Below are 16048 nucleotides of genomic sequence, written 5' to 3' on the forward strand. Positions count from 1 at the left end.
CTTGATTGGTTGCCACCAGAACTTACCATCTGAACGTGGTTAAACAAGAGGAGTCCAAAACATGTCGTACGAGATGCCCCGCGCTGCAAAGCTGTTGAAGGAAGTTGAGTCGAAATACATTGGTTTGTCCGCAGGTCGCACGCACAAAGCTGGCAAGAAATGCAAAGTGCAGCGCTCCCCCGCTGATCCCGGTCTGTTCATTATTTGGTTTGGCAAGACCGAGATTGCCAAGGTTCCCGCGCTGCAACTCACCGAAACCATCGAATACACGGACGGGAGGCAACAACTGTGAATCTCGTCAATCTCGCTAACTGGATCGACACACACGACCGCCCGCACCCCACGCTAATCAATGGCGACGGCACGCTGACTGTGTTCTCAGTTGAAATCGACTTCGTAGGCAACACGCACGTAATTTCCGACACGATCCCCGCAACGCTGCAAGACGCACGCAACCTGCTTGGTTACTAGGAGAACAACATGAACGCGAAAGCACTGTCTATGTCCCCTGACGCAGTACGCAAGCGCGAGCAACGCGCTCAAGAAAAGATGGCTGAGTTGGCGAAGGAAATGGAACTGCCCCAGCAAGCAGAATTCACCGTGCTCAAAGTTGGTCACGCGCTGGTCAAGGGCAAGGGGACTGCGAAGCCGAAGAAGGACAGCATGTGGGGCATTTTTGTAAGCGCTGATGTGCTGGTGAAGTTCTTCGGTCGCCGTGGTAGCGCAATGCGTTTCAAGCAGGAGCCGATTGCTGCTCTGGACGCTGCACTTGAGCTTTACCAACATAAGCTTGCAGGCACGGACGCGAAGAAGCTCAAGCATGTAGAGGTAGCTGAACCTGAGCAGAAAGCGCTGCTTGGTGACGACTGGCCGCAGGGCATGTTCGACCGCTACAAGCAAGCGCTGGCTGACGGGAAAGTTGATGTTCCCCTTGTGGTGAAGCCTGCTGCGTGAGAGTGGCCCACTGCTGCAAAGATGACTCAAGCTGCAACCGCGTAAGCGTGCTATAACTATAGGGAGCAACCGACCGTGAGAGAGCAGATGGACATTCTCAAGTTCGAAGCAGAGTTGGAGGTGCTACGCGCAACCAACTCCAAGCTGATTCAAGAGACAGCCAAGATCGCTACTGAGCGACAGTGGATGCCCTTCGTCTGGGGTGCAACTACTGCATCACTTACCATCGGCGCTATCGTTAGCTTGTCACTGCTGTTCGCGAAGATGCTTCACTGATCTCCACAGCAAAACCCAAAGAGGGGAGCAGTGCTCCCCTTTTCTACCTTCAAAGCTTGTAGCCGTTGTGCCCTTCGAAGACCTTGCCATTAACAGACACCGCGTATGGTGTTCCGTTAGCATCCAAGGTGTCCAGAATACCCAAGGGGTCTGTATGACCCAAGTCGAACTCGTACACGTCTGAGTCCGGACTGACCGCTCCACCTGCTGCCTTGATATCGGTCGAGTTGTTCTTGTGAACCCGCAGCACTATAGACATTCGTTTCGCCTCCCCATGTGGTGAGCGTTCAGCTTAACTTATCTTTGCAGCAAGTTCATCAGGCGTGCAGAGGCCGTCGTCCCAACCGCTGACGACGGCGTAGCCAAACTATAGAAAACTATTGTCCGGCTGTGTTTAGCCAACTAAACTACAAGCAGAAGTTGTGGCCTTTCATCCTGCGTGCAGGTGCGAAAGCCACATGAGGCCATACACGACGGCCAAGACAAGATAAAGGTCAGCAGAAGTACCCATAGAGTTACCTAGTGTAAAGGTGGACAAATCTGTCGGAGCCGTTCGGTTACTAGGCCACTGCGGCTCCGACAGAATCCATCTTACTGGAAAAAGCGAGCGCTTCACTAAATTGGGGGCGAGTTGGAAAATAAGTAGCCACTCACATGCCACAAGCGCCCCCGGTGCTTACTACCAGAAGTAGAAAAAAGTAGAAATAGATAGGTCTAGCTAGAAATAGTTTAGATAGCCTACGGCGCAAATATCCGCGTTCATGGGCGATTCGCTGTGGCAAAAATGCAACACAGCGAAGCCAAAGATGCATGAGGTCTCAGCACTTACCTGCTCAGCCGATCTTCGCAGCAAGTTCCTCTGCTGTCGTGTGGTAATAGCGGGCAAGCATCTGCACATTGCTATGACCTGTTACGCGCGACAACTCGATCACGTTGGGTAGTTTCTTCGCAAGCCTCGTTGTAGCCATGTGACGCAGATCATGGAAGTGAAAATCCTTGATCCCCGCTCGCTTGCAAGCACGGTTCCAAGCTCCATCAACAGCAATCTTGGTAATGTCGAACACAGGCTTTTTAGTGCGCGGCAACGCTGACAAAATCTCGCACGCTTTGCTGCTTAATGGCACTGTGCGAGCCTTGCCGTTTTTAGTGATAGCCAGGAACGCTGTGCGTGCTTCAAGATCGACTCTATCCCACGTAAGCCCCAACAGTTCCCCTCTGCGCATTGCAGTTTCCAGAGCGACTTGAACTAGGGGCAACATGAAGGGACTACGCAGAGCATGGAGCTTGTGATCTAGCTCGTGATACAGCAGCGCCAATTCTGCGTCAGTCAAAATGCGCTCACGACCCGGTGGTAGTCTGGGTTTCTTTACGCGGTGTACGGGGTTCTCGATATTAAGGCCCCACTCTCTGCGTGCGTGATTGATGATGCCTTGAATGTTCATCAACTCACGTGCCACAGTAGCAGGCCCGACTTCCTGCATACGCTCGTCTCGATACTTGCCAATAACCAGAGGCGTGAGGTTCAAGACGCTGTAGTTGCCAATCCACCCGTTAGCGATTTTGCCGAGTCTGTAGTACTCGCTTTTGTTGTCGTAGTTGCGCTTGGGTATCTCTACGTCGCGGTAACGCAGAATCAAATCTTTAAGCAGCAGTTCCCGTTCAGCAGACAGGTCAACGTATGACCTGCTATACATGGAAGACTCGACCTCTGCTGCCCACGCTTTGGCCTCAGCCTGCGTGTCGAAGGTCTTGTTTTGCTTGGGATAGCCCTTTACTGCGATGCGAGCTAGCCAGCGCCCGTTACGCGGAACAATGCTTGCCATTTTGTAAGCCTCACTTGCACTTTGTTAGCACTTTCGAGCTACTTTGCGCAGGGGAACTTGGCTAAGTCTTTGTACGGTAAGGGGAAATTCTGGCTACACTCTCAGCGAGCAACGTCGCAATTGATGCACTCGTCGGTAATCATCAAGGCCATACTTCTCTCACTTCGCGTCGGCCGAAGCCGACTTTGATCCGTCAATCCGGTAGTTTACGCCGGTTACGGTTGTCCCGCCGATGCGCCGCCATCCTGATCCAGCGCAGCAACCTTGTCTTTCAGCCGCTTTTCGACCGACGGGAACACGAACTTGCTGACGTCGCCGCCGAGTTGAGCGATTTCGCGCACGATCGTGCCCGAAATGAACTGGTACTGATCGGACGGGGTCATGAACATGGTTTCCACGTCCGGCAGCAGATAACGGTTCATGCCGGCCATCTGGAACTCATACTCGAAGTCCGACACCGCGCGCAGGCCTCGCACGATGACCCGCGCGTTATTACTGCGTACAAAGTCTTTCAATAGCCCCTTGAAGCTCATCACCTGGACGTTCGGGTAGTGCCCGAGCACTTCATGAGCGATGTCGAGACGCTCTTCCAGCGTGAAGAACGGCTTCTTGTTACGGCTGTCGGCAACACCCACCACCAGCGTGTCGAAAATGCTCGACGCACGTCGAACGAGGTCTTCGTGACCGCGCGTCAGCGGGTCGAACGTGCCCGGGTACACGGCGACTACCATGAGACTTCTCCTCTCTTCAGACAAAGGGGCACGTCAAAGCGTCACGCGACGCATTTGGCACCGACCGCACACGTGACGGCAACCCGCCCGGCGCTTGTTTTGGAACGCGCATTATTCCTTATTTTCGCGCTGCAGCAAATGAAAGTGGACAGCGCCCGCTTTGCCTTGCCGCACGATTTCCCATCCGGCGAGCATCTCGTTCCCATCGAGCTGGAGCGCAACGCCGGCCTCCACATACAGAAAACCTTCCGGGCTCAGCAGCGGTACAGCCAGCGCGAGCGCCTTGTCGAGCAGATCGTCGCCGAACGGCGGATCGAGGAAAACCACGTCGAACGATCCCGCTGCGAGACTCGCGGCCAGGCGCAAGCCATCTGCTTCCGCGATTTCGATGGTGCGCGCCGACAGGCGTTCCTGGTTCGCGCGCAACTGGCTCGCGGCCCGCGCATTGCGCTCAACCATCAACACCCGTGCCGCGCCGCGCGAGGCGGCTTCGAAGCCAAGCGCACCGCTGCCGGCGAACAGATCGAGGCAGCGCTGGCCGTCCAGACGTTGGCCGAGCCAGTTGAACAGCGTTTCGCGCACGCGGTCGGGCGTGGGCCGCAGACCGTCGAGATCGAGCACAGGCAGCGGCGTGCGCTTCCAGTCGCCGCCAATGATACGGATGGCGTGCGGCTTGCCGCCTTTGGACGAAGCGCCGTGGGCGCGTGAAGATGCAGAACGGGGCATGCAGTTTCGATTACGTTGTAGAGGCGCCCGCAACGCCGATGCGCGCAGGCCGGAGCGCCAACGTTACCACAGGGGCGCACGGCGTCCAGCCTGGCCGTTCGGCCGATACGACGGGCGGCGGCGCGCCTGATAAAATGTGCGGCTTCCAGCGCCTTGCATCCCGCATCGCAACGCTGCCTGCCGCTCCCGCCGGACTTTTACCGGCTGCGCGCATCGGCGCGCGCTCTCACCACGCCAGATCATGTTCAGCTTTTTCAAACGATTCAAGGGTTCGAAAGAGTCCGATAACGCACCAGAAGAATCGCCGGAGGGCCTCGCGCCCGAGCCCGCCGCAGGCGCGCCGACAGTGCCCGCTGCGGTGCCGGCGCCGGCGCCGCGTCCGGCTGCTCCACCAGTGAGCGTTGTTGCACCGCAGCCGGCAGCCAAGCCGCTTGCAAGCGAGCCCGAAGTCGAGGAACCCGCGCTCGAAACCGCCGAAATCGTCCCGCCGCCTATGCAGGACGAAGGCGCGAAGCGCTCGTGGCTCACCCGCCTGAAAACCGGCCTGTCGAAAACGAGTTCAAGCCTGACGGGCATTTTCGTCGGCACGAAGATCGACGAGGATCTGTACGAAGAACTCGAAACCGCGCTGCTGATGTCGGACGCGGGCGTCGAAGCCACCGAATTCCTGCTCGAATCGCTGCGCGAGAAAGTGCGTGCCGAGCGCCTCACCGATCCCCAACAGGTGAAAATGGCGCTGCGCACGCTGTTGATCGACCTGCTCAAGCCGCTGGAAAAATCCTTGATGCTCGGGCGCGCGCAACCGCTCGTCATGATGATTGCCGGTGTCAACGGCGCGGGCAAAACTACCAGCATCGGCAAGCTCGCCAAGCACCTGCAAAGCTTCGATCAATCGGTGCTGCTGGCCGCGGGCGATACCTTCCGCGCCGCCGCGCGCGAGCAACTCGCCATCTGGGGCGAGCGCAACAAGGTGACGGTCGTGTCGCAGGAAAGCGGCGATCCGGCCGCCGTGATTTTCGACGCGGTCGGCGCCGCGCGGGCACGCAAGATCGACGTGATGATGGCGGACACGGCCGGCCGTCTGCCGACCCAGCTGCATCTGATGGAAGAGTTGCGCAAGGTGAAGCGCGTGATCGGCAAGGCGCAAGACGGTGCGCCGCACGAGGTGCTGCTGGTGATCGATGCGAATACAGGCCAGAACGCTCTCGCGCAAGTCAAGGCCTTCGACGACGCGCTCGGCCTCACCGGCCTGATCGTCACCAAGCTCGACGGTACCGCGAAGGGCGGCATTCTCGCGGCGATCGCGCGGCAGCGTCCGATTCCGGTGTACTTCATCGGCGTTGGCGAAAAGGTCGAGGATTTGCAGCCGTTCAGCGCGGAAGAGTTTTCGGACGCGTTGCTCGGCGGCTGAACACAGCAACGTTCACCGCGAACCAGAAAAAAGGGCGCTCATTTTCGGGCGCCCTTTTTTCGTTCAAGCCATCACGTCATTCCGCGTCCGGCTGCACGCCAGGCGCCGCACGGGCGAACGCGTCAAGTTGCATCGCGTGATCGTAGATGCGCTGAATCATTGGAAACTTCGCTGTGTCGACCTTGAAGCGCTGCGCGTTGAACACCTGCGGAATCAGACACGCATCGGCCAGCGTCGGGGTGTCGCCGAAGCACAACTTGCCGGTGCGCGCATCGGCCGCCAGATGCGCCTCAAAAGACGCAAAGCCCGTTTCGACCCAATGCTTGTACCATGCGTCCTTCGCATCGTCGTCGACACGCAGCGTGTGCTTCAGATACTTCAGCACGCGCAGATTGTTCAGCGGATGTATCTCGCACGCCACCTGCAACGCCAGTGAACGCACGTACGCGCGATCGCCAGGCGTAGCCGGCAGCAACGGCGGCTCAGGATGCGTTTCCTCCAGATACTCGATGATCGCGAGCGACTGCGCCAGCACTTCACTACCGTCGACGAACGTGGGCACGATGCCGTCCGCATTCACCTTGCGGTATTCCGGCTTCAGCTGCTCGCCGCCGTCGCGCATGAGGTGCACGGGCACATAGTCGTACGGCAGATTCTTAACGTTCAGCGCGATGCGCACGCGATACGACGCCGAGCTGCGGAAATAGCTGTAAAGCTTCATGGTGTCCGTCTCCTCCAACCGCTCATCAGACGACGCGTACGCTAAGCTCACCAAGTCCGTCCACGCCGCCCTTCATGAGGTCGCCCTGCACCACCGCCCCGACGCCTTCAGGCGTGCCGGTGAAAATCAGATCGCCCGGTTGCAGTTCGAACAGCGTCGACAGATACGCGACCGTCTCGGCCACCGACCAGATCAGTTGTGACACGTCCGAGCTCTGTTTTTCCTCGCCGTTCACCGACAACCAGATCGAGCCCTTGCCGACATGCCCCACCGTCGTCACCGGATGAATCGGGCCGAGGGGCGCCGAGTGATCGAAACCCTTCGCGGTATCCCACGGACGACCCAGCTTTTTCGCCTCGGCCTGCAGATCGCGGCGCGTCATGTCGAGGCCGAGTGCATAGCCGTAGACGTGATCGAGGGCGCTTTCAGCCGGAATGTTCTCGCCGCCTTTGCCGATCGCCGCCACCAGTTCCATCTCGAAGTGGAGGTTCTTCGATTGCGACGGATAGGGAAATTCGCCGGTCGAGTTGGGCGCGACATACAGTACGGCATCAGCCGGCTTGCTGAAGAAGAACGGCGGTTCGCGGTCGGGATCGTGCCCCATCTCGCGCGCGTGAGCCTCGTAGTTGCGGCCTACGCAGTAGATGCGACGCACCGCGAACTGTTCGCTGGACCCGACTACCGGCACCGCGACCACCGGTGCGGGTGCAAATACGTAACTCATCCCGTTCTCCGTTTTTTTGAATTGTGCCGTCAGCGCGGCGATAAAACACCGAGTGTAACGCGCAGCGCACAGTCAGTGCGCATAGACAGGCACGGCCGGCCGTCCCCGTGCATCGTCTCGCCGGATCGCTATAGATGCGATACTCACATCCAATAGCGTCCTTTGAATACCGTGGCCGACCGCTCCATGTGGCCAGCCACCCCGTCCCACTGCGCCCGATGACCGACTCCACCGATACCGCCAATCCCTTCCCCTGCGCCCGCTATATCAAGGAAATCGGCCGCGGCCCGAACGGCGCCCGCGCGCTGACCGCTGACGATACGCGCGCACTCTATAAGGCGATGCTCGACGGCCGCGTGTCCGATCTCGAACTCGGCGCGGTGCTGCTCGCGTATCGGGTGAAGGGTGAAACCGCAGACGAACTCGCCGCCATGCTGGCCGGCGCGCATGCGTCGTTCGAACCGATCCATTTGCCGCACGCGGCGTTGCGGCCCGTGTCGATACCCACGTACAACGGCGCGCGCAAACAGCCGAACCTCGTGCCGCTGCTCGCGCTGCTGCTGGCGCGCGAAGGTGTGCCGGTGCTGGTGCACGGCGTCACCGAAGATCCGGGCCGGGTGACGAGCGCTGAAATCTTCACGCACCTGCAGATCCCGCATGCCCAATCGCACGCCGATATCGAAGACGGTCTCGCCGAGCGGCGTCTTGCGTTCGCACCAATCGACGTCCTTGCGCCGAAGCTCGCGCGTCTTCTCTCGCTGCGCCGGCGGATGGGCGTGCGCAATTCGACTCATACGCTGGTGAAGATCCTGCAGCCGTTCGCTCCTGCTGGGCTGCGGCTCGTGAACTACACGCATCCGCCGTATCGGGACAGTCTCACGCAGTTGTTCAACACGCATCCGGATGCGGCGGCTGGCGGAGCGCTGCTGGCGCGCGGCACCGAAGGCGAAGCGGTGGCCGACACGCGGCGTCAGGTACAGGTCGACTGGTTGCACGACGGCATCTGCGAAACACGGGTGCCGCACGAGCGCTCGTCGCCCGACGCGCCCGAGGTCGAATTGCCAGAAGCACGCGATGCTGCGACGACAGGCGCGTGGATCGGCGCCGTGCTGCGGGGCGAAGCACCCGTGCCGAGCGCAATCGAACGGCAAGTGGAACTGATCGTGGACGTCGCGAAAACACCGGTGTGACTGGCGCTGCGTGAACCTGGGCGTGAGCACATGCGGCGCTTGCGGCGCAAGTCCGCGCGCTGAACGTGACGGCCGCGGGTTGACACGCCGCACTACGCCGTCATACATTAGACCTATGCGTTACCTTCCGAACACCCTCCGAATTACCTCCGGCCGCCTAGCGCGGCCCCTATCGCTACGCCTAGCGTAAGTCCGGCGTAGCGCCGCGCATTGGCAGCTCGAGTTGCCCAAAGCGCGGGCCTCAAGCAGTTTCTCGCAGTTTCCGTCTCACCCCGATCGTAGTTCTTCACAACCTGTAGTCGTTTGCATTCGTCCGTTTACCGTTCGGACGAAGCGCGAGGATACCCGTGGCAGCCCGCCAGCCGCTCGAGGCCACGCCCTTTCGCATGCGACACAACGAACGAGGCTCATCATGTTGCCCAATCCCGCTGAAAAATACCGCCCCTTCCCCGCTGTACGTCTCACCGGCCGCAAATGGCCGAGCCGCACGATCAACCAGGCGCCGATCTGGATGAGCACCGATCTGCGCGACGGCAACCAGGCGTTGATCGAGCCGATGAATGCCGCGCAAAAGCTCGAATTCTTCGAGATGCTGGTGGCAATCGGCTTCAAGGAAATCGAAGTCGGCTTCCCGTCGGCCTCGCAAACCGACTTCGATTTCGTCCGCATGCTGATCGAAGAAAAGCGCATTCCCGACGACGTGGCCATCGAGGTGTTCGTGCCATCGCGCGCGGAACTGATCGCACGCACGTTCGAAGCGCTCGAAGGCGCGCCGCGGGCAATCGTGCATCTGTACAACGCGATCTGCCCGTCGTTTCGCAAGATCGTCTTCAACCAGTCGAAGGACGAAATCAAGGCATTGGCCGTGGAAGGCACCCGCATCATCAAGGCACACGCGCAGGCACGGCCCGATACGCGCTGGACATTCCAGTACTCGCCCGAAACCTTCAATACGACCGAGCTCCCATTCGCCCGCGAAGTATGCGATGCCGTTGCGCAAACCTGGCGGCCCACGCGCGATCACAAGATGATCGTCAACCTGCCCGCGAGCGTAGAGGCCGCAACGCCCAACGTGTTCGCCGACCAGATCGAATGGATGGACCGCAATCTCAGCTATCGCGACAGTATCGTACTGTCGGTGCATCCGCATAACGATCGCGGCACCGCAGTGGCCGCGACGGAATTGGCACTGCTCGCGGGTGCGGACCGTGTCGAAGGATGTCTGTTCGGCAACGGCGAGCGCACCGGCAACGTCGACCTCGTCACAGTCGCGATGAACCTTTTCACCCAAGGCGTCGACCCGGGCCTCGATTTCTCCGATATCGACGCGGTGCGGCGCATGGTCGAGCGCTGCAACCAGATACCGGTGCATCCGCGGCATCCGTATGCGGGCGACGCGGCCGAGCGGCCGGTCTGGAGCGATGAGGATCCGCAGCGCGTGGCTGCGTGAGACGACTTGAAGCGGCTCGGCACCGACCCTCGCAGCCTGGCGAGCGGCGCACCTGGTAGCGCGACTGCACTAAAACCCGCGCAGCCAAACCTGGGCAGGCGGCAAATTCGGCACGAGCGGCGCAACTCGCCTGCTCCTGCCGTCCGCGCGCTCACCACACAACGCGCAACTAGCGAAACGGCGTGAGTTCAAAAGGCTCACTCGATCGCGCAACGCGTCGCCTGCCAGGCGATCAGGCGCCACTGCCCATCTTCCTGCGTATGAATCGCCGTGTACGCGATCGGAAACAGCAGCGCACCATTATTCGCTTCCATTTCGATCAGTGCGCGGCCGGTGACGACACAGGTCTCCCGCCCCACCGGCAGCACTTCTTGCGACTGCACTTCGATCTGCCGGTAGCGGCGGCGTCCTGCGGTAATGCCATCGATGAACTGCCGTTTCGTTTCTCGCTTGCCGTTCGTATGGACATAGCTCACGTTGTCCGCGAGCAGCGTGTCGAGCGATTGCCCGTCGCCCTCGACCATCGCACGAAAGCGCTCTCGCTCGAGTTCCCGAATCGCTTCGATCATCTTTGCCGCCATTACTCAGCCCCTCGCACCGGTGAGCCGAACGTGGCCACGGTCGTCAGAAGTTATATTGCAAATATAGCTGGCTGAAATTTATACCAGGATTCGGCTCTTTGATACCGCCGTTGGAAATATGCTGGAAACGGTAGCCCGCCTGATACTGCTGACGTTTGCCGAACTGCACGCCCACGCCCGCCATGGGGGCGAACTGGAACGCAGTGGAAAGCGTGTAGTCAGAAGAAATAGCGGGGCTCGACAGCAGCCGGATGCCCGCGCCCGCTTCAATATAAGGGCGAATCGACCCCGAGCCCTTGATGAACCGGATGATCGGCGTCACACCGATTTCGCCGAGGTTCTCGTGCACATTTCCTTCGTTGGTGTGCCACCAGGCCGCGTGCGCTTCGCCGATCAGCGAGAAATGCCAGTCGCCGATTGGCCACCACGTCAGATTTGGGTCCCAGACCAAACCGAAGTCGAGCTCTTTCAAGTGGTGATCTGCCGTACCGACGGCGACCTGCATACCGAACTGGTCAGCCGCGGCCAAGCCCGAAGCCCCAAATATAAAAGCCGCAGAAGCGCCTTTTAGAGCCAGTCTACGCAAAGCGTTTTTCTCGTTCTTCATTGGGCACCGAGCTAGCCGAACGGTTGATCACCGAACTCTGTCCCACTTATTCTAAAGACATTCGAAGCGATGGATCGTATGAAGAAACCCAAATTCTCGAAATTTGTCACTTCAAAATCAAAGAATATCGGTCACTTATGAGAATGAAGGCGCTTTGTCAGCTAAATCCTACGGCGCCCACCAGACTCGCAGCAAAAGAGTCAAATGGCTATCGGAATCCAAATTTCAATAGGAATATACGGAACTTGGATGCCCCTACGGCCTCTAAGTATTAGCACTCGGCAAATCAGAGTGCTAACATCCAACGCTGGAGTCGTTTAACTGAATACGCTTTTGTCTGATTCCAAAGGAGTTTCCTACGTGAGCCATGCAATGACCCTTCCGAGTACTTTGAGCCCGTCGTCGGCTAAGGCCGCTTCGGCAGGTGCACTGGCGCTCTCGCATTCCTCGCTGCTGCCCGGTCAACTGGGCAATATCGACGCCTACATCCAGGCCGTAAATCGGATTCCGATGCTGACGCCGGGGGAAGAACGCCAGTTCGCCACCGAATTTCGCGAGCAGGACAACCTCGTCTCTGCGCGCCGCCTCGTCCTGTCGCACTTGCGGCTGGTCGTGTCGATCGCGCGCAACTATCTGGGTTATGGACTGCCGCACGCCGACCTCATCCAGGAAGGCAATATCGGCCTCATGAAGGCCGTGAAGCGCTTCGACCCGGAGCAGAACGTGCGCCTCGTGTCGTACGCCATGCACTGGATCAAGGCCGAAATCCACGAATACATTCTGCGCAACTGGCGCATGGTGAAAGTCGCCACCACCAAAGCGCAGCGCAAGCTGTTCTTCAACCTGCGCAGCCACAAGCAGGGCTTGGGCGCATTCACGCCTGACGAGATCGAAGGTCTCGCCAAAGAGCTGAACGTGAAGCGCGAAGAAGTGGCCGAGATGGAAACGCGCTTGTCCGGCGGCGATATCGCGCTGGAAGGCCAGGTCGAAGACGGCGAAGAGTCGTATGCGCCAATCGCCTACCTCGCCGACTCGCATAGCGAGCCGACTGCCGTGCTGGCTTCGCGTCAGCGCGACAAGCTGCAAAGCGACGGTATCGCGAGCGCGCTGGAGGCGCTGGACGCCCGCAGCCGCCGCATCATCGAAGCACGCTGGCTGAAGGTGGAAGACGACGGCTCGGGTGGCTCCACGCTGCACGAACTGGCCGACGAATTCGGCGTGTCAGCCGAACGTATTCGCCAGATCGAAGCGAGCGCAATGAAGAAAATGCGCGGCGCACTGACCGAATATGCGTAAGGCTTAAATATCTTCGTCACGCCGGTTCGTCCGGCGCGCGTCGTTTAGTCGCAGAGCCCTGCCCTCGCAAGAAGGCAGGGCTTTTTCTTGCGACCGGCAGCGCATGCGCTCCGTCGCAGACGCTCGCGCACGCACGCACTCAAGAACATGCCCGCCAAGCACGCGTTTCTTGACCTACCACAAAACTCATAGCAATACTGTCCCTACGGGGCGAGATTCGCGACCCAATGCCGCAGCGCAGAACTTACGCACGCACGGCCCTGCTTCTAAAATCGGGATGCACTCTCCAGACCGCTCAAACGGCCTGGATCCAGCCGGATTCACCGGTGTGAAGTCGCCTTCGACCGATCATGACCCTAGCCCTGAATCGCAATACCACCCCGCGCCCGAGCCTGCGCAAACGGCTCGCCGGCTGGGTACGTGGTCCGACGCTGGCGCGGGATATCGCCATTGTCCTCGCCATCAAATTCGCACTGCTGATGGCGCTCAAATACACATTCTTCAATCATCCGCAGGCGGAGCATATGTCGCTGCCGCCTGAGCAAGTCGCGCAGGCGCTGCTGTCCGTGCCTGCCTCGCATCCGTCCCAAGGTGATCACCATGCCCGTTAGCGAAGTCGTAGAACTGTCGCGCCTCCAGTTCGCCATCACGGCGCTTTATCATTTTCTGTTCGTGCCGCTCACGCTCGGCCTGTCCTGGTTGCTGGTCATCATGGAGTCCGTCTATGTGATGACTGGCAAGCAGATCTACAAGGACATGACGCAGTTCTGGGGCAAGCTGTTCGGCATCAACTTTGCGATGGGCGTCACCACCGGTCTCACGCTGGAATTTCAGTTCGGCACTAACTGGTCGTACTACTCGCACTATGTCGGCGACATTTTCGGCGTGCCGCTGGCCGTTGAAGGTTTGATGGCGTTCTTCCTCGAGTCGACCTTCGTCGGGCTGTTCTTCTTCGGCTGGACGCGGCTCTCGAAAGTACAGCACGTGATCGTCACGTTCCTCGTCGCGCTCGGCTCGAATCTGTCGGCGCTGTGGATTCTGGTGGCCAACGGCTGGATGAACAATCCGGTCGGCGCCACCTTCAACTACCAGACCATGCGCATGGAACTCGACAGCATCTTCTCGGTGCTGTTCAATCCGGTCGCGCAAGTGAAGTTCGTGCACACCGTATCGGCCGGCTACGTGACCGCTTCGATGTTCGTGCTTGGTGTGTCGTCGTGGTATCTGTTGAAGCGCCGCGACACCGAATTCGCCCTGCGCTCGTTCGCGATCGCCGCGGGCTTCGGCCTCGCCTCAACGTTGTGCGTGATCGTGCTCGGCGACGAATCAGGCTACCGTACTGGTGAAGTTCAACAGGTGAAGCTGGCTGCCATCGAATCCGAATGGGAGACGGCGCCGGCACCCGCACCGTTCACGATCATTGGCATTCCGAATCAGAAGGAAGAACGCACCGACTACGCGATCCGCATTCCGTATGCGCTCGGTCTCATCGCCACGCGCTCGATCGACGAGCCGGTGGTCGGACTGAAAGACCTGATGGCGCAGAACGAAGTGCGCATCAAGAACGGCATGCTCGCCTACGCCGCGCTGCAAAAGCTCAAGCAAGGGGATGCTTCGGACGAAGCCAAAGCCGCCTTCGACGCCCATAAGAAAGACCTCGGCTACGGCCTGATGCTCAAGCAGTTCACCGCGAACGTCACCGATGCCACGCCAGATCAGATCGTGCAGGCCGCCAAGAAAACGATTCCGCCGGTGGCGCCCGTGTTTTTCTCGTTCCGCCTGATGGTCGGTCTCGGCATCCTGTTCCTCGCGACTTTCGTCCTGGCGTTCTGGTTCTGCGCGCAACGTTCCCTGCTGCTGGAAAAGCGCCGCTGGTTTCTGCGCTGGGCCGTGTGGGCGATTCCGTTGCCGTGGCTCGCCGCGGAATTCGGCTGGATCGTTGCTGAAGTGGGCCGTCAACCGTGGACCATCGCCGGCATTCTGCCGACCGCATTGTCCGCCTCGAGTCTGACGCCGAGTGATTTGTACCTGAGCATTGCCGGCTTCGTCGTGTTCTACACGGCGTTGTTCATCATCGAAATCATGCTGATGTTCAAGTACGCGCGACTCGGGCCTTCGTCGCTCCATACCGGGCGCTATCACCACGAACAACAACAGCCGCTGAACCAGCCGCTGCCGACCAACACGGCCGCATGATTCGCCGCCACGCTGTTTCAAGGGAAAAATCATCATGGATTACGCAACCCTCAAACTGATCTGGTGGGTGTTGATCGGCGTACTGCTGATCGGCTTCGCGCTCACCGACGGCTTCGACATGGGCGCGGCGATTCTGCTGCCGTTCATCGGCAAGACCGACGCCGAGCGGCGCATCGTCGTGAATACGGTCGGCGCGACGTGGGAAGGCAACCAGGTATGGCTCATCACCGCGGGCGGCGCGATGTTCGCCGCATGGCCGCTGGTGTATGCGGCTTCGTTCTCCGGCTTCTATTTCGCGATGCTGCTGGTGCTGTTCTCGCTGTTTTTCCGGCCCGTCGGTTTCGACTACCGCAGCAAGCGTGAAGACCCTCGCTGGCGCAGCGCGTGGGACTGGGCGTTGTTCGTCGGCGGCTTCGTGCCGGCGCTCGTGTTCGGCGTGGCGTTCGGCAACCTGCTGCAAGGCGTGCCGTTCTCGTTCGACACCGATTTGCGCGTCACCTATCACGGCGGCTTCTTCGCGCTGCTCAACCCGTTTGCGGTGCTGTGCGGGCTCGTTAGCGTGTCGATGCTGGCCGCGCACGGCGCGGCGTTCGTGAAGATGAAAACGGACGGCGTCATTGCCGAGCGCGCCTCGCTGGCGTTGCGGATTGCTTCGCTCGCCGGTGTCGTGCTGTTCCTGATCGCCGGCGCACTGATCGCGACGATGATCGGCGGCTATCAGATCGTCGACGCCGCTCCCCTCGATACGGTTGCCAATCCGTTGCTGAAGAACGTGATTGGCGCACCTGGCCTGTGGCTCACCAACTACGCGAACTATCCGTGGATGGTGGCCGCGCCGGTAGCGGGTGTGATCGGCGGCGTACTCGCGTTGTTGCTGGCGCGCTCGCGTTTCGAAAAGAGCGCCTTCCTGTCGACCTCGCTGATGATCATCGGCGTGATCCTGACGGCGGGCTTCTCGATGTTCCCGTTCATCATGCCCTCCTCGCTTGACGGGCGCAGCAGCCTAACCGTGTGGGATTCGACCTCGAGCCGTATGACGCTCCAGATCATGCTGGTCGCCGTGGTCATCTTCCTGCCGATCATTCTGATCTACACGAGCTGGGTGTACCGCGTGATGCGAGGCAAGGTGACCGCCGCGGCGCTCGAAGAGAATCGCCATTCGATGTATTGATCAGGAATACGATTAACAGGAGTTTGCGATGTGGTATTTCAGTTGGATTCTCGGCATTGGCGTGGCGTTGGCGTTCGGCATCATCAACGTGATGTGGCTGGAATCGCGCCGGCCTTTGGAAGCGGGAAAGCATAAGACGCATTGATGCATCCTCTACCGGCCGCGTGCCGGTAAACGTCATGCGGCACCTT

19 protein-coding genes and 2 pseudogenes are annotated in these 16048 nt (G+C 59.8%); 12 read left to right on the plus strand and 9 right to left on the minus strand.

The genetic code is table 11. The annotated features are described in order from the left end of the window. Positions 1–61: 61 nt before the first annotated feature. The 4 genes from ACAX43_RS12605 to ACAX43_RS12620 all read left to right on the plus strand — a co-directional run bounded on the left by ACAX43_RS12605 (position 62) and on the right by ACAX43_RS12620 (position 1230). The gene (locus tag ACAX43_RS12605) at positions 62–292 is read left to right on the plus strand and encodes a hypothetical protein (protein ID WP_370708725.1); all 231 of its coding nucleotides are present in this window, start codon (positions 62–64) and stop codon (positions 290–292) included. After that, the gene (locus tag ACAX43_RS12610; protein WP_370708726.1) at positions 289–471 is read left to right on the plus strand and encodes a hypothetical protein; all 183 of its coding nucleotides are present in this window, start codon (positions 289–291) and stop codon (positions 469–471) included. The genes ACAX43_RS12605 and ACAX43_RS12610 overlap by 4 nt, the downstream gene beginning before the upstream one ends. Positions 472–480: 9 nt before the next feature. Beyond that, positions 481–954, plus strand: a complete 474-nt coding sequence (locus ACAX43_RS12615) for a hypothetical protein (RefSeq protein ID WP_370708727.1) — start codon at positions 481–483, stop codon at positions 952–954. A gap of 87 nt (positions 955–1041) precedes the next feature. Beyond that, positions 1042–1230: a hypothetical protein gene (locus tag ACAX43_RS12620; RefSeq protein WP_370708728.1), complete on the plus strand. Its 189-nt coding sequence runs from the start codon at positions 1042–1044 to the stop codon at positions 1228–1230. Between the two features lie 49 nt (positions 1231–1279). On the opposite strand, the gene ACAX43_RS12625 is transcribed toward ACAX43_RS12620, so the two are convergent. The 4 genes from ACAX43_RS12625 to rsmD all read right to left on the minus strand — a co-directional run bounded on the left by ACAX43_RS12625 (position 1280) and on the right by rsmD (position 4510). Then, positions 1280–1489: a hypothetical protein gene (locus tag ACAX43_RS12625; RefSeq protein ID WP_370708729.1), complete on the minus strand. Its 210-nt coding sequence runs from the start codon at positions 1487–1489 to the stop codon at positions 1280–1282. Positions 1490–2063: 574 nt separating this feature from the next. Further along, the gene (locus ACAX43_RS12630) at positions 2064–3053 is read right to left on the minus strand and encodes a site-specific integrase (RefSeq protein WP_370708730.1); all 990 of its coding nucleotides are present in this window, start codon (positions 3051–3053) and stop codon (positions 2064–2066) included. A 215-nt stretch (positions 3054–3268) separates the two neighbouring features. Next, on the minus strand, positions 3269–3784 hold the full coding sequence (gene coaD / locus ACAX43_RS12635; RefSeq protein ID WP_370708731.1) for a pantetheine-phosphate adenylyltransferase: 516 nt from the start codon (positions 3782–3784) through the stop codon (positions 3269–3271). Positions 3785–3895: 111 nt separating this feature from the next. Continuing rightward, complete coding sequence (gene rsmD / locus ACAX43_RS12640; RefSeq protein ID WP_370708732.1) at positions 3896–4510, minus strand: 16S rRNA (guanine(966)-N(2))-methyltransferase RsmD; 615 nt, start codon at positions 4508–4510, stop codon at positions 3896–3898. Between the two features lie 241 nt (positions 4511–4751). On the opposite strand from rsmD, the gene ftsY reads away from it, so the two are divergent. Next, complete coding sequence (gene ftsY / locus ACAX43_RS12645; RefSeq protein ID WP_370708733.1) at positions 4752–5921, plus strand: signal recognition particle-docking protein FtsY; 1170 nt, start codon at positions 4752–4754, stop codon at positions 5919–5921. Between the two features lie 76 nt (positions 5922–5997). On the opposite strand, the gene maiA is transcribed toward ftsY, so the two are convergent. Both maiA and ACAX43_RS12655 read right to left on the minus strand, forming a co-directional pair. Continuing rightward, a complete protein-coding gene (gene maiA, locus ACAX43_RS12650; RefSeq protein WP_370708734.1) occupies positions 5998–6642 on the minus strand; it encodes a maleylacetoacetate isomerase in 645 nt (214 codons plus the stop codon). 25 nt (positions 6643–6667) lie between these two features. Further along, positions 6668–7366 carry a fumarylacetoacetate hydrolase family protein gene (locus ACAX43_RS12655; RefSeq protein WP_370708735.1) on the minus strand — a complete coding sequence of 233 codons (699 nt, stop codon included), beginning with the start codon at positions 7364–7366 and terminating at the stop codon, positions 6668–6670. 218 nt (positions 7367–7584) lie between these two features. Between ACAX43_RS12655 and ybiB the strand changes: the two genes are divergently transcribed. Both ybiB and ACAX43_RS12665 read left to right on the plus strand, forming a co-directional pair. Continuing rightward, a complete protein-coding gene (gene ybiB, locus ACAX43_RS12660; protein ID WP_370708736.1) occupies positions 7585–8556 on the plus strand; it encodes a DNA-binding protein YbiB in 972 nt (323 codons plus the stop codon). A gap of 412 nt (positions 8557–8968) precedes the next feature. Further along, positions 8969–9952: pseudogene (locus ACAX43_RS12665) on the plus strand (2-isopropylmalate synthase); the annotation flags it as partial. On the opposite strand, the pseudogene ACAX43_RS12670 reads toward ACAX43_RS12665, so the two are convergent. The 3 genes and pseudogenes from ACAX43_RS12670 to ACAX43_RS12680 all read right to left on the minus strand — a co-directional run. Next, positions 9937–10164: pseudogene (locus ACAX43_RS12670) on the minus strand (hypothetical protein); the annotation flags it as partial. The pseudogenes ACAX43_RS12665 and ACAX43_RS12670 sit on opposite strands and share 16 nt — an antisense overlap. Positions 10165–10203: 39 nt before the next feature. Then, entirely contained in the window at positions 10204–10587 is a 384-nt protein-coding gene (locus ACAX43_RS12675; RefSeq protein WP_370708737.1) for a nuclear transport factor 2 family protein, read from the minus strand. 43 nt (positions 10588–10630) lie between these two features. Further along, entirely contained in the window at positions 10631–11194 is a 564-nt protein-coding gene (locus tag ACAX43_RS12680; protein WP_370708738.1) for an acyloxyacyl hydrolase, read from the minus strand. Positions 11195–11554: 360 nt separating this feature from the next. Here ACAX43_RS12680 and rpoH point away from each other — a divergent pair, with 360 nt between their 5' ends. The 5 genes from rpoH (at position 11555) to cydX (ending at position 16002) form a co-directional block, all read left to right on the plus strand. Beyond that, positions 11555–12490 carry an RNA polymerase sigma factor RpoH gene (gene rpoH, locus ACAX43_RS12685; protein ID WP_370708739.1) on the plus strand — a complete coding sequence of 312 codons (936 nt, stop codon included), beginning with the start codon at positions 11555–11557 and terminating at the stop codon, positions 12488–12490. Positions 12491–12840: 350 nt separating this feature from the next. After that, a complete protein-coding gene (cydP, locus tag ACAX43_RS12690; RefSeq protein WP_370708740.1) occupies positions 12841–13101 on the plus strand; it encodes a cytochrome oxidase putative small subunit CydP in 261 nt (86 codons plus the stop codon). Next, positions 13091–14686 (plus strand): cytochrome ubiquinol oxidase subunit I, encoded by a 1596-nt coding sequence (locus ACAX43_RS12695; protein WP_370708741.1) that lies wholly within the window; start codon positions 13091–13093, stop codon positions 14684–14686. Before cydP ends, ACAX43_RS12695 begins: the two co-directional genes overlap by 11 nt. Positions 14687–14720: 34 nt before the next feature. Continuing rightward, a complete protein-coding gene (gene cydB / locus ACAX43_RS12700) occupies positions 14721–15857 on the plus strand; it encodes a cytochrome d ubiquinol oxidase subunit II (RefSeq protein ID WP_370708742.1) in 1137 nt (378 codons plus the stop codon). Between the two features lie 28 nt (positions 15858–15885). Beyond that, positions 15886–16002: a cytochrome bd-I oxidase subunit CydX gene (cydX, locus tag ACAX43_RS12705; RefSeq protein WP_095417563.1), complete on the plus strand. Its 117-nt coding sequence runs from the start codon at positions 15886–15888 to the stop codon at positions 16000–16002. The last annotated feature ends 46 nt before the right edge of the window (positions 16003–16048 follow it).

This window comes from Paraburkholderia sp. IW21 (genome assembly GCF_041321145.1).
GTDB lineage: Bacteria > Pseudomonadota > Gammaproteobacteria > Burkholderiales > Burkholderiaceae > Paraburkholderia.